This is a genomic window from Plesiomonas sp. ZOR0011 (genome assembly GCF_000800945.1).
Classification (GTDB): domain Bacteria; phylum Pseudomonadota; class Gammaproteobacteria; order Enterobacterales; family CAMTGL01; genus Plesiomonas; species Plesiomonas shigelloides.
On sequence record NZ_JRKB01000075.1, the window covers coordinates 1 to 13,117 of the forward strand.

Annotated in this window: 10 protein-coding genes; 6 read left to right on the forward strand and 4 right to left on the reverse strand. The window is 55.6% G+C overall.

What is annotated here, in order from left to right; all coding sequences use genetic code 11:
- Positions 1–157: 157 nt before the first annotated feature.
- Positions 158–379 (reverse strand): hypothetical protein, encoded by a 222-nt coding sequence (locus L975_RS14310; RefSeq protein WP_047709137.1) that lies wholly within the window; start codon positions 377–379, stop codon positions 158–160.
- Positions 380–468: 89 nt separating this feature from the next.
- On the opposite strand from L975_RS14310, the gene L975_RS14315 reads away from it, so the two are divergent.
- On the forward strand, positions 469–1,761 hold the full coding sequence (locus tag L975_RS14315; protein ID WP_052181496.1) for a GGDEF domain-containing protein: 1,293 nt from the start codon (positions 469–471) through the stop codon (positions 1,759–1,761).
- Positions 1,762–1,844: 83 nt separating this feature from the next.
- On the opposite strand, the gene cydX is transcribed toward L975_RS14315, so the two are convergent.
- From cydX to L975_RS14325, 3 genes are read right to left on the reverse strand one after another with little or no spacing between them, the layout of a single operon-like run.
- On the reverse strand, positions 1,845–1,958 hold the full coding sequence (gene cydX, locus L975_RS17745) for a cytochrome bd-I oxidase subunit CydX (protein WP_010862866.1): 114 nt from the start codon (positions 1,956–1,958) through the stop codon (positions 1,845–1,847).
- 60 nt (positions 1,959–2,018) lie between these two features.
- Positions 2,019–3,155 carry a cytochrome d ubiquinol oxidase subunit II gene (gene cydB, locus L975_RS14320; RefSeq protein ID WP_047709138.1) on the reverse strand — a complete coding sequence of 379 codons (1,137 nt, stop codon included), beginning with the start codon at positions 3,153–3,155 and terminating at the stop codon, positions 2,019–2,021.
- Between the two features lie 12 nt (positions 3,156–3,167).
- The gene (locus L975_RS14325) at positions 3,168–4,727 is read right to left on the reverse strand and encodes a cytochrome ubiquinol oxidase subunit I (RefSeq protein ID WP_010862864.1); all 1,560 of its coding nucleotides are present in this window, start codon (positions 4,725–4,727) and stop codon (positions 3,168–3,170) included.
- A 484-nt stretch (positions 4,728–5,211) separates the two neighbouring features.
- Between L975_RS14325 and L975_RS14330 the strand changes: the two genes are divergently transcribed.
- From L975_RS14330 to L975_RS17370, 5 genes are all read left to right on the forward strand, one after another.
- Positions 5,212–6,591, forward strand: coding sequence for a DASS family sodium-coupled anion symporter (locus tag L975_RS14330; RefSeq protein ID WP_010862863.1), 1,380 nt, complete (start codon positions 5,212–5,214; stop codon positions 6,589–6,591).
- A 323-nt stretch (positions 6,592–6,914) separates the two neighbouring features.
- Positions 6,915–8,291, forward strand: coding sequence for a DASS family sodium-coupled anion symporter (locus L975_RS14335; protein WP_010862862.1), 1,377 nt, complete (start codon positions 6,915–6,917; stop codon positions 8,289–8,291).
- 72 nt (positions 8,292–8,363) lie between these two features.
- Complete coding sequence (locus L975_RS14340; RefSeq protein WP_177326648.1) at positions 8,364–9,434, forward strand: FUSC family protein; 1,071 nt, start codon at positions 8,364–8,366, stop codon at positions 9,432–9,434.
- Positions 9,435–9,539: 105 nt separating this feature from the next.
- Positions 9,540–10,097, forward strand: coding sequence for an OmpA family protein (locus tag L975_RS17365; protein WP_156121224.1), 558 nt, complete (start codon positions 9,540–9,542; stop codon positions 10,095–10,097).
- A gap of 133 nt (positions 10,098–10,230) precedes the next feature.
- Complete coding sequence (locus L975_RS17370; RefSeq protein WP_081995716.1) at positions 10,231–13,062, forward strand: pitrilysin family protein; 2,832 nt, start codon at positions 10,231–10,233, stop codon at positions 13,060–13,062.
- The last annotated feature ends 55 nt before the right edge of the window (positions 13,063–13,117 follow it).

A 13,117-nucleotide genomic window follows, 5' to 3' on the forward strand; every position in this document is an offset into this window, starting at 1 on the left:
GTGAGTAGCGCAGTCCGGTAGCGCAACTGGTTTGGGACCAGTGGGTCGGAGGTTCGAATCCTCTCTCACCGACCAGCATTCTTGAAAAACCCAGCCTTATGGCTGGGTTTTTTGCATTGTTTTTTTGTATTAGTTTTTTGTATTGGCGTTTTGGCTCCTATCCTTCCTTGATCTTGTTGTTCTTTTCTCTTGGACTCCCTGCCTGTTCGTTTTTCTTCCTGCCGCTATCTGGCATCTCTTCTCGTGGCTGGATTTTAGGTTTCGGTGCGGCATGGTGATTCTGATGCAGTGCATTGGTTGCCATATACCTATCTTGTTTGTAGGCTTTTCTCGGCAGATAAACCCAATAATCAGACATATAACTGCGTGTTTGTTCCATTTAATCCTTTTTAAGCAATGCTAAACTTCACTGTTGTAGATCTAATTTATAAAAAGAACATACCAAGAGTAATGAGAGAGCGCTGGTTAATGGTGTGGCAGAATGCCGCGGCCAAGTTTTTTACTGCCCTGTTGCTGCTAACAGTCGCGGCGGTGGTGTTATACCCGGTGTTTGCCCATCGGGTGATCCGAATTGATGGCTTGAGTGCCGACAGTGTTGAACCGATAGATGATCGGGTGCGCGGTGGCACCTCTGAAGCCGTGGTGACGGTAGACAAAAATGGCCGGATTAATCTGAATTGTCAGTTAACTACCGATTATCGTTGGCCGTATTGTGAGGCGTCACTGCTGGTGGCGGAGCCGGAATTGGGGCTGGATTTGTCTAAGTTTGAGCGGATCCGCATTGCGCTGCGCTCATCCGGTGAAGAGCCGCAGTTCTGGCGTTTGTACCTGCGTAATTACGATCCGGCCTATTCGCGCTGTGATGAGCCATTATCGCATAAGGTTAACGAGCTGATTGTGCGTCCAGCCGATACCGGCAATATGGTGGATGTACCAATGCGCGCATTTCAGGTGGCCAGCTGGTGGATCAACGATTTTAAAGTGCCTGTACAACACGCTTTGCCGCAATTTGATCGGGTCTTTCAGCTGGAATTTGCCTCTAGCGAGGTGATGCCGGCCGGTGAGCACCGTTTGCAGATTGATTATGTGGAGTTTCACGGCAAGTGGATTTCGCAAGAGCATTATTATCTGCTGATCATCGCGGTGTGGGTAGTGAGTATGCTGACCTATTTGTCGCTGATGCACGTGCAGATGCGCGCTCAGCTGCGTAGTGCTCGCCAGCGCCAGCAGCAGTTGTCAGAGCTGAATCTGATGCTGAAGCTGCGTAATGAAGAGGTGGAGTATCAGGCCAAATACGATCCGCTGACTGGGGCATTGAACCGCTACGGCGCACGCGCCTTGATGCTGGATATGTGGCGGCCGACCAAGGCCGAAACGGAAGGCGCGATGATTTTGCTGGATATCGACCACTTCAAGCGCATCAATGACACCTATGGCCATTCGGTCGGGGATGAAGTGTTGCAGCATCTGGCGCACCGTTGTCGCAGTCTGATCCCCGCCAATTGCCGTTTGGTGCGTTGGGGCGGTGAAGAGTTTATGTTGCTGTGCCCTGATATGACCTTGTACCGTGCGCAATATGTGGCTGAGCAGCTGCGCAGTGAGTTTGAGCAGACGATTTGGCCGCTCAATATTGCGGTGACCGCCTCGTTTGGGGTGGTGGAGTTGGGCGTAGGTGAGAATATGGCCGATACCATCTGCCGCGCCGATGTGGCCTTGTATCAGGCCAAGCAAAACGGGCGCAATTGTGTCTGCTTGGGCTAGCGCCGCGGCATGATGCATCACGTGGTGCATAAAAAGCCCCGCCGAGAGGTGGGGCTTTTTAGTGGGCGGATGTCCGTGGTGATTTACTGCGCCTGCGGTGGCTCAGGCGGCAGGTGGGTATTTTCCAACCAGACACCAAGGATGATTGCGCAGGCACAGGCCAGTAAAATGGCCAAAAACCATGCCAGATACCACATATTTGGTTACCTCTTCAGATGGTGTGGAGCGCTGCGGTTAATGCCAGCGCTCCCACGCGTTTAATACAGTTGATGATCATGTTGCTCGATGAAGTCGGCATGTAAGCGACCGAACATCTTGTAGTAGCACCATCCGGTGTACAGCAGTACGATCGGCAAGAAAATCGCCACGATAATTAGCATGATCTCCAACGTTTCATGGCTGGATGTGCCATCCCACAAGGTCAGGCTGGCGACCGGATTGAGGCTCGATGGCATCACAAACGGGAACAGGGTAAATCCCGCCGTGAGGATCACCCCAGCCTGAGTCAGCGAGGCGGTCAAAAAGGCCCAGCCAGACCAGCGGCGCGCACTGGTGAGCAAGGTCAGCAGCGACATCACGACCGCCAGCAGCGGGAAGACCAGCATCCACGGATGCGTGATAAAGTTATTGGCCCACGCCCCCGGCATTACCGCGACGCTTTTCAGCAGCGGGTTAGACGGGCCATTGGGGTTTGCATGCAACAGCAGATAGCCCGGGATCCCTTCCATCAACCAGTAACCGGCCAGCAAGAAGCAGCACAGTAGCAGCCAGCCACTGCTGCGGGTGATCATACGCGCACGCAGGTGCAGCACGCCGCCAGTTTTGAGCTGCAAATAGCAACTGCCTTGCAGCAAGATCATGCACAGGCTGAGCAGGCCACACAGCAGAGCAAACGGATTGAGCAGCGCCCAAAAGGTGCCTTGGTAGCTGATATGCAGATTGTTATCTAAGGTAAATGGCACCCCTTGCAGCAGGTTACCGAACACCACACCGAACAGTATGGCCGGTACCGCGCTGCCGATAAACAGACCCCAATCCCACAGGTTACGCCAGCGGGCATCGGCAATTTTGCCGCGATAATCAAACGCCAGCGGCCGGAAAAACAGGGCGCTGAGCAAGATGATCATGGCAGCATAAAAACCGGAGAACGCTGCGGCGTACACCAAAGGCCACGCGGCAAACAGCGCGCCGCCAGCTAAGATCAGCCATACCTGATTGCCTTCCCAGTGTGGGCCGACGCTGTTGAGTAAAATGCGTTTTTCGGTATCGTTAGCCGCAATAAAGGGCAGTAGCGTGCCGACCCCCATATCAAAGCCATCGCTGACGGCAAAACCAATTAAGATCACGCCGATGATCAGCCACCAGATCAGGCGCAGAGTCTCGTAATCAAACATAGTCATCTCTCCTTAGGCCTGTGGACGGCTGGCTTGCTCCAGCGCATAGCGACCGGTGTGCAAACTGCTGGGGCCCAAGCGGGCGTATTTGATCATCAGGTAGACTTCGGCGATGAGGAACAGGGTGTACAGACCGCAAATCAACAAGATCGAGAACCATAACTGGCCGGCGGTTAACGCTGAATTAGCGGCGGCGGTGGGTAAGACATCTTGAATCGCCCACGGTTGACGGCCAAATTCGGTCATGAACCAACCGGCTTCGATGCTAAACCACGGTAACGGCAAGCTATACAGACAAACGCGCAGTAGCCGTGGGGAGTCGGCCACTTTGCCGCGCACGGTTTGGATAATCGCCGCCAGCATCACCAACGCAATCAACATGCCGCAGCCAATCATGATGCGGAAACTCCAGAACACCGGAGCCACTTCGGGGATGCTGCCTTTCATGGCTGCTTGGTACTGCTCTGTGGTGACGTGTGTCATGTCTGGCGCATACTGTTTCAGCAGCAGGCCAAAGCCCAAATCGGCTTTCACTTTGTCGAACGCGGCTTGGGTTTGTGCGTTGCTTTGGCCTTGATTGATTTGCTGGAGCAGTAAATAGGCTTCGCGGCCGCGCTCTAAGCGTGGCAAGGTCTCGTTCATCAGTGGAACTAGCCCGGGCACCGGTTTATCCAACGAATGCGTGGCTAAAATCCCTAATAAGGCTGGGATCTTGATGGCAAAATCATTTTTCTGCGCGTCTTGGTTCGGCCAAGCGACTAAGTGAAATGGCGCTGGGGCCGGTGAGGTTTGCCATTCGCCTTCCATTGCCGCCAGTTTCACCGGCTGCACTTTGGCCACTTCAAACGCTGAGCTGTCACCCAGTTGAATCGCGCCGAGGATCGACAGCATGCCAAAGCAGGCCGCGACCGAAAACGAGCGCAAGGCAAAGCCGCGATCACGACCGCGCAGCAGGTAATAGGCGCTGATCGCCATCACGAACATCGCGCCGGCCACATAACCGGCGGTGACGGTATGGACAAATTTGACCTGACTGACGGGGTTAAACACCAGATCGCTAAAACTGACCATCTCCATGCGCATGGTCTGGAAGTTGAAGCTGGCACCGGTGGGATACTGCATCCAGCCGTTGGCGTTTAAGATCCACAGCGCCGAGATATTGGAGCCGAAGGCCACCAACCAGGTGGCGAGCAGGTGCTGGTATTTATTCAGCCGCTCCCAGCCAAAGAAAAACATGCCGACAAAGGTGGATTCGAGGAAGAAGGCCATCAGGGCTTCCATCGCCAGCGGCGCGCCGAAAATATCCCCCACATAGTGTGAGTAATATGACCAGTTGGTCCCGAATTGGAACTCCATGGTCAGGCCGGTGGCAACGCCAAGGGCAAAGTTAATCCCGAACAGCTTACCCCAGAACTGGGTCATATCGCGGTAGACGGTTTTGCCGGTGACCACATACAAGCTTTCCATGATCACCAGCAAAAACGACAACCCGAGAGTTAAGGGTACAAATATAAAGTGATAGAGCGCGGTCAGGGCAAACTGTAGCCGCGATAGATCAACAACATCCCACATGTTGACTCCTTTCAGAACACCTGCCTGTGACACGCATAAACGTGACAAGCCATCAATGAGAACGCAAAACAGCGAGCGGGGCGCTAACCAGTTGGGCGTGACCCAGTACCGGCTCACTGATGCGCAATCACTGGCAACAGGCGTCCCTTGCGTTAGGGTAGAGCGTTGGCGGAGAAAACATAGTGTCGGGATACCGCTTGCGGTTGTTATTAACGGGTTGTTTCTTTTTTGGGTAAACGCTCATAGGTACTACAAAATGCTACCTACTAATTTAGTGGCGCGATTTCTGCTGTCTTTTAGTGGAAAAGGTCGCCTAACTATTCGTTTCAGCTCTCATCATTGGCATTAAAGTGAATAGTTAACGTTTAAATCAATTTATCCATTGTTGTGTTGCGGTTATCGTTTGGTGAAATTGATGCGCCTCGGAGGTTGTGTCTGTTGCTTAACTGCGGGGTTATTGATCCCCAACAAGAAAGGATGATTTATGAGCGAGCTGTCTGTCTCTCCTTCACCCGCGTCTGGTGGTATCAGTCGTAGCAGTGTGATTTTGGCAGCGGATATTCTGCTGCTGGGATTGCTATTGGCGTTTTTACCGTTTGAGCCGGCGGCCAACAAAGGGTTGGCGCTGATGATTTTTATCGGTGTGCTGTGGCTGACCGAAGCCTTGCACGTCACCCTGACCGCGCTGCTGGTGCCGATTATGGCGGTGGTGCTGGGGCTGCTGGAAGCGCCTAAAGCGCTGTCGATGTTTGCTGACCCGATCATTTTCCTGTTCTTCGGTGGTTTTGCCTTGGCCACTGCGCTGCACATTCAGGGCATTGACCGTCTGCTGGCCAATCAGCTGCTGCTGGCGGCACGCGGCCGAATGGGCGTGGCGGTAATGATGCTGTTTGGGGTGTCGGCGGGGTTGTCGATGTGGATCAGTAACACCGCCACGGCCGCCATGATGCTGCCACTGGCGCTGGGCGTGCTGGCACAGCTCGATAGCGAAAAAGACCACCGTACCTTCGTGTTTGTGCTGCTCGGCATTGCCTATAGCTGCAGTATTGGCGGCTTGGGCACCTTGGTGGGCAGCCCACCAAACGCGATCGCAGCGGCGCAATTAGGCTTAGATTTTGCCGGTTGGATGAAGTTCGGGATCCCGGTGATGCTGGTCACCATGCCGCTGATGATTGGGCTGCTTTATCTGCTGCTGCGCCCGAACTTGCGCCATACCTTTAAGGTGGAAGTAGAAACCTTGAGTTGGACGCGTCCGCGCCTGCTGGCATTGGCGATTTTTGCCCTGACCGTGGTGTGCTGGATTTTCAGTACCCAGATCAGTGCTGCGCTGGGGGGCGTGAAGCAGTTTGACTCGCTGGTGGCGTTAAGTGCCGCGGTGTTGATTGGTGCCTGTGGGGTGGCTAATTGGCAGCAGATCCAGAAAAACACCGAGTGGGGCGTGCTGATGCTGTTTGGTGGCGGCCTGACCTTGAGTGCGGTGTTAAAAGAGTCAGGGGCTAGCGTGGTGATGGCTAACGGCATGGCCGATCTGTTTGGCGCCGGTCACTGGTTTATCATCATTCTGGCGGTGGCGGCGTTTATCATCTTCCTGACCGAATTTACCTCCAACACCGCCAGTGCGGCGCTGTTAGTGCCGGTATTTGCGACTGTGGCTGAAGCGCTCGGCATGCCGTCGGCCCTGCTGACGCTGGTGATCGGCATGGGGGCGTCGTGCGCCTTTATGTTGCCGGTGGCCACGCCGCCCAACGCGATTGTGTTTGGTACGGGGCAAATTCGCCAAAGCGAGATGGTGCGCGTGGGGATTTGGCTTAACTTGCTGTGCGTCGGCATCGTGACGCTGTTTGCTTGGTTTGTGTGGCGTTAAGCGCCTCAGTCATGCGCTTTAGGCACTAAGCCGCATCCTGTCGCTACGGCAACAATTGCAAACACGGCAACCTCGCGGCTGGAATTTAACCCGCGGGGTTTAAAACAGCCGAATGTTAGAAATGGCTATGCTTGCATAGCCATATTCTTTTTAAGGTCTAAAACGCTTCAGCTCTCAGATTGATAATATGTAGCATATTTGACTAGTTGTCCTCTGGCTGAATGTTTTTATTTGGTTATCTTTGTGTGAAATCAAGGTGTGTTTGTGGGTGACCCTACATGCATACCGGCCGCAGGTCGTATTTTCACAGGGAGTTTTACCATATGGCCGATGTTCCTCTCACTCCGGCGCTGGGCGCAGGTGTTAGCCGCAATGGCGTCATTATCCTGCTGGATATGGCGCTGTTTGCTTTATTACTCAACGTATTACCGTTTAGCCCCGATGCCAACAAAGGCTTGGCGCTGATGGTCTTTATCGGCGTGCTGTGGTTGACCGAAGCGTTGCATGTCACCTTAACCGCGCTGCTGGTGCCGCTGGTTGCCGTCGGCCTTGGCTTGTTGGATGCGCCTAAAGCGCTCTCTTCGTTTGCCGATCCGATTATTTTCTTGTTCTTCGGCGGCTTTGCGCTGGCGACTGCGCTGCATATTCAAGGGCTAGATCGCCTGATCGCCAATCGTCTGATGGTACTGGCGCGCGGCAAAATGTCGACCGCGGTGCTGCTGCTGTTTGGGGTTACCGCAGCGCTTTCTATGTGGATCAGTAACACCGCCACTGCGGCGATGATGCTGCCACTGGCGCTGGGGATCCTGAGCAAATTGGATAAGGAAAAAGACAGCCGTACTTTCGTGTTCGTGCTGCTGGGGGTGGCTTATAGCGCCAGTATCGGCGGTCTGGGTACCTTGGTGGGCAGCCCACCAAACGCGATCGCTGCCGCCCAATTGGGATTGGATTTTGCCGGTTGGATGAAGTTCGGTCTGCCAGTGATGCTGGTGACCATGCCGGTGATGATGGCGGTGCTGTATCTGGTACTGCGCCCGAACCTCAAGCATGTGGTCAGCATCGAAACGGAAACCATGGTGTGGACACCGTCGCGCATGATCACCTTGAGCATCTTTGCGGTGACGGTAGTGTGCTGGATCTTCAGTAGCCAAATCAGTGCAGCACTCGGCGGGATCAAGCAATTTGACTCACTGGTGGCGTTAAGTGCCGCGGTGCTGATTGGTGCGACCGGCGTGGCCAATTGGCAGCAAATTCAGAAAAACACCGAGTGGGGAGTGCTGATGCTGTTCGGTGGCGGTCTGACCTTAAGTGCGGTGCTGAAAGACTCTGGCGCCAGCTTGGTGATGGCCAACGGCATGGCGGATATCTTCGGTGCCAGCCACTGGTTCATCATTATCTTAGCCGTGGCCGCGTTTATCATCTTCCTGACCGAATTTACCTCGAATACCGCCAGTGCGGCGCTGCTGGTACCGGTGTTTGCGACCGTGGCTGAAGCCTTAGGCATGCCACCGTTGCTGCTGACCTTGGTGATCGGGATGGGCGCATCGTTTGCCTTCATGCTGCCAGTGGCCACACCGCCGAATGCGATTGTGTTTGGTACCGGTTTGGTGCGCCAACGCGACATGATCCGCGTGGGTTGGTGGCTGAACTTAGTGTGCATTCTGGTTATCAGTTTGTTCGCTTGGTTTGTGTGGCTGTAATCACATTTTTCTGTTCTCACGCAAGGAGCCTGCTAAAATGCAGGCTCTCTTTTTTGCTGCGTGGTTCTTCCCGTGCGTTTAGTTGATCGCGAATTTATCTTTCGCCACTATCGAGCCTATCATGCGCTGCGTGTCGGTTCGGCCTTCCTGCTGACCTTAATCCTGTTGCATTACGCGCCGCTCGGCCATAGCCCGTGGGTACTGGTTACTCTGTTGGTGGTGATGAGTAACATTCCCTACATGGGGGGCGTGTGGCAAAAGGGCTGGCACCGCATTCTCGGTACCCTGATTGGCGCTGCCGCCGGTCTGATTAGCATCAAAATGCAGTTGATTGCACCGTGGGCAGCATGGGCGTGGATGAGTCTGGTGGCGACGGCCTGTGGCTATTATGGCCTTGGCAAGCGCCCGTATGTGGCGATGCTGTGTGGGATCACGCTGGCCATGATTGGTTGGGGCGGAATGGCCGGCGAGCAAGAAGCCTTATGGCGTGCCGCCGATGTCTTGATCGGCACCGTGCTGGCGATTTTCTTTAGCAGCATCTTCCCGCAACACGCGTCACGCCGCTGGCAATTACTGCTGAGCGATAACCTCAAAGCGATGGCGCAACTGTATCAAGTGCACCGCTCGGAAGTGCTGTTACAGTCACTCGACAGCGAACAAGCCATTAAAACCATCTATAACCGCCATCTTTCGATGCGGCCTCTGTTGGCGCCAGCCTCGCGCGAGCACTTCTTGCCGCTGGAAACCCTCAACGAAATTCAAAACTTGCTGCGTCTGATGCTCAGTACCTTAGAGCTGTTGGTCGGCACCCATCAAGCTTATTCTGATGCGCAAATCCATTGGGAATTGCCGAAACTGAAAGCCGAGCAAATGCAGCTGGCGCGGGCGATGAACGCGCAGGCGATGCGTTTGCGCGGCCAAGATGCATCGCGCCCCGATAGCGGCATGTTCGAAACCTTTGTCCAAGCTGGCGTTGTACCGCTGCGCGAAGCGGGGCGTTTGCCACTCAGTCCATTTGGTTATCTGTGGCTCAATCGGGAGCTGGCGCGTCAATTTACCCGTTTACAGGGTTTATTGCTGCAGGCTGAGCCGCCGCGTAAGCGGGGGGCGAAAATGCTCACCACCGAGGCCGACAGCCAATAAGCGCCGTGGTGTAGCCTACGGTCGTGGCATTGCGTCTTGGGTACTTTAGCTCGCATAATAGACAGATGCGGATAATCACCGCGCGGTTGGATGCAGGAGAAGGATATGATGCCATTGCAACGAACTGGGTCACGCAGATGGTGGTTGGGCTGTGTCATGAGCACCTTGGTGGTGCTACCGGTGAGCCGTGCGCTGGCCGATGTCCCGGTGCTGTTTCAGGTTCACGAGGAAGTGATCTCACGCGGTTATCAGATGCCGATTGCTGGCCCCTATCCAGCGCAGGTGATCCCCGCGGATTGCGAGCAGTATTTGCAACATAACCAGTTTGATGTGCTGGGGGTCGATCCGGTGCATTTTGCCTTTAATCGCAGCGAGCTTAACCCGCGCGATCAGGCGATCGTGCGCTGTGTGGCGCGTGTGATGCAGCAAAGCGATCTGCGTGTGGGCTTGGTCGGGCATACCGACAGCATAGGCAGCGCCGCCTTTAACCAAGGCCTTGGGATGCGTCGTTCGCAATCGACCGCCCGCAGTTTGCTGAATAACAGCGCACCGGCGTCGCAAATTGGCCCACTGCGCAGTGCTGGGGAAAGTGAGCCGGTCGCCACCAACAGCACCGCCGCCGGACGCGCACAGAACCGACGTGTTCAGTTTGTCATTGAGTAAGTGGCGCGCGTGTTATTACGCGCGTATCACTGCTTAATTACTAACGCAGATTATTACTTATATTGTTATCGCCAAGCTTGTGATGGCTGCTCGTGTGTGGGTCGCCATCGGCTGATTATCAGGATGAGAAAACATGGTACAGGGATATGTAAGGCGCCACCTTGCGCGTGGTATGGCGCCGGTGATGGCGTGGCTGGCGGCGGCGCTGATGCTGGTGGCTACGCAGGTGGCGGCCGAGGTGTTGCAACCGGATCCGGCTTGGTTGGAAGGGCGACTGGATAACGGCCTGCATTGGCAGATCTTAAATACCCCACAGCGGCCGAACGATCGCATCGAGTTGCGCTTGCTCGTGCGTACCGGCTCGCTTCAAGAGCGCCCAGAGCAGGCCGGTTATGCCCATTTCCTGGAACACATGGCCTTTAACGGCACCGCCCGTTTCCCTGAGCAAGCCATTCGCGATCTCTGGCAGCAAGCTGGGTTGACCTTTGGCGATGACCTCAATGCTTCCACCGAATATGACAACACCCTGTACCGCATCAGTTTACCGGCGGATAAGCCGCAGTTGCTGACCCCGGCCCTGACTTGGCTCAGTGATGTGGCGGGTGGCTTGAGCTTGCAGCCGGCGCAAGTGTCGGCCGAGCGTGGGGTGATTTTGGGTGAGAGCCTGACCCGCGATAAGAATCAACGTTCGGCCCATCAGCAGTGGTGGGATTACCAAATCAAAGGCTCCGCGCTGGCCAAGCACGATCCGATTGGTGAGGCCGAGGTGATCAACAGTGCTACCCGTGAGCGTTTACAGGCTTTTTACCGTCAGTGGTACACCCCAGATGCGATGACGCTTTTGATCAGCGGCAATGTGGATGCGCGCAAGGTCAGTAGTGAAGTGGCGCATTTGTTTGCTCCCCTGCAGGGCAAGCGTAGCGAGGCCGTGCCGCCGGCCGTGCTGCCGCCACTGGCGGCCAGCCCACTGCAAATCAGCGCGCATAAGCAATTGAACAACCAATTGCTGTTGGTGTGGGACAGCGCGTGGCAGCCGCCACAAGACAGTGCCGCGTTGGATGCGTTGTGGCTGGGGGATTTTGTGCGCGGTTTGATCCGCCAGCGCCTGAGCGATGCCATCAGTCAGCACGGCAGTCAGCCGATCAGTTTAACCTTGGGCTGCAGTGTGCGTTATGCGCGCGAGTCGTGCGCGCTGAGCGTGGAAAGCGATGCCGAGCAGCGGCAAAAGTGGTTGCAATTTGTGGCCACCGAGTTGGCTCGTTTGCGTCAGCACGGGGTGTTACCTAGCGAGCTGACCTTAGCGCATCGCTTGGCCAATGACGATCTTAACCGCTTTTATGAGCAATACGCCCGCATGACCAGCGGCGATTTTATTAATCAGCGTCTGTTTGCCCTCGAATCGGGCGCGCCAGATCTGGGACCGGAGCAGTATCGCCGTTTACGCGCCACCTTCTTGCAAAACTTAAGTTTAGAGCGGGTCAATCAAGAGCTGCAGCGTCAGCTGGCGATCGAGCCGGTCTTGGTGCTGATGCAACCGCACAGTGAAGCGGCGCAATCCGCCGATAGCCTGATGCAGGCTTGGCGTTTTTTATCCGCACAACCGCAAGCGCCGTTGAGTCGCAGCGAATCTGGTGCCGCCGCCGCGCAGCAAATGTTGGCTACGCCGGCACAGATCGGCCAGATCACCGAACAGCAAAGCTGGCCGCAGTGGAAACTGAGTCGCGCGCTGCTGAGTAACGGCTTATCGGTGCTGGTTCGCCAAGACCCGCAAGCTAAAGACCGCATTTATTTGCGTTTACGCTCGCGTGGCGGTGTGCGTTCACTGCCGGTGGAGCTGCTGCCTGCCAGTCAATTGCTCGGCGTGTGGGGCGCGCACGGTGTTGGGCCGTTGGATCGTACTCAAACGCAGCAGTTTATGGATGTGAACCGTTTGGACATGTGGCCACTGCTCACCCTGAGCCAACATGGGTTGGGTGGCTCGTCGGATGTTGAGCATCTCGATGCTTGGTTGGCGATGGCGCGCCAGAGCTTACTAGCGCCGAAGTTGGATAATCAGGTGCTGGACGATGTGCGCACTCAGCAAGCCAGCCAGTTGACCCAGTATCTGGCCACCGCGCAAGGACGTTTTAATCAGATGCTGGATCAGCATCTGTTCCCGCATAACCGCTATGCCGAGTTACCAACGCCAGCGCAGCTCAAGCAAGTCTCACTGAAACAGCTACAGGCGCTGCACCAGATCTTTATCTCGACGATGCAAGATGCCGAGCTGGTCGTGGTGGGAGATGTGGATCCGGCCAAGGTGTTTGCGCTGGCCGCGCGTTATTTAGGCGGCATTGATTTGGGCGGTGAGCCGGAGTGGGCGCGTTATCCGTTCTTACTGCGCCAGAGTAAACCGCTGCTGCGGCAAGACAACCCAGAAGATCGCACTTTGGTTATTGAGTCGCGCTTGTCAGTGCCGGCGATGCAAGATGATTTAACCCACCGTTTGGCGCACGACATGCTGCTGCGTATTTTGCAGCAACGTCTGGAGAATCAACTGCGCGAAGCCTTGGGGCTCACTTATGGGGTGGCGGTGGACATGGATTACCCCAGCACCGACATGCAGCTGAATCTGCTACAAATTCGAGTGCTGGTGGCACCGGATAAGCAAGAAGAGGCGCAAGAGGCGATAGCCGAGCAGCTGGCTTTGCTGCTGGATAAAGGGATCAGCGAACAAGAGTTCACGCAGGCGCGCGGCCAAGTGGCGACCTCGTTGCAAGATATCTGGCGGCAACCTGCTGCTACGGTGGAGCTGCTCAGTCAGTACCGCTTAGCCGGTTATCCGTTAGAGGAGGTGATGGACGTCAATCAGGTACTCAATGGCATTACCGAGCAGACGGTGCGCGATCTGATGCTGCATTACCTGCGTGCGCCGGGCCAGCTAAGTGCGGTGTTCGCGCCGCCGGTGGCCGCCAAGTCAAAATGATCATGCGCCTGAGCGCAGAGTGAGAAGACCGGTAGGGGCGAGCAGGCTCTCGCCC

Bases quoted from the DNA above. Each gene is read 5' to 3' on its own strand.
- L975_RS14310 (WP_047709137.1), bottom strand. From the start codon at position 379: ATGGAACAAACACGCAGTTATATGTCTGATTATTGGGTTTATCTGCCG.
- L975_RS14315 (WP_052181496.1), top strand. From the start codon at position 469: ATGGTGTGGCAGAATGCCGCGGCCAAGTTTTTTACTGCCCTGTTGCTG.
- cydX (WP_010862866.1), bottom strand. From the start codon at position 1,958: ATGTGGTATCTGGCATGGTTTTTGGCCATTTTACTGGCCTGTGCCTGC.
- cydB (WP_047709138.1), bottom strand. From the start codon at position 3,155: ATGTTTGATTACGAGACTCTGCGCCTGATCTGGTGGCTGATCATCGGC.
- L975_RS14325 (WP_010862864.1), bottom strand. From the start codon at position 4,727: ATGTGGGATGTTGTTGATCTATCGCGGCTACAGTTTGCCCTGACCGCG.
- L975_RS14330 (WP_010862863.1), top strand. From the start codon at position 5,212: ATGAGCGAGCTGTCTGTCTCTCCTTCACCCGCGTCTGGTGGTATCAGT.
- L975_RS14335 (WP_010862862.1), top strand. From the start codon at position 6,915: ATGGCCGATGTTCCTCTCACTCCGGCGCTGGGCGCAGGTGTTAGCCGC.
- L975_RS17365 (WP_156121224.1), top strand. From the start codon at position 9,540: ATGATGCCATTGCAACGAACTGGGTCACGCAGATGGTGGTTGGGCTGT.
- L975_RS17370 (WP_081995716.1), top strand. From the start codon at position 10,231: ATGGTACAGGGATATGTAAGGCGCCACCTTGCGCGTGGTATGGCGCCG.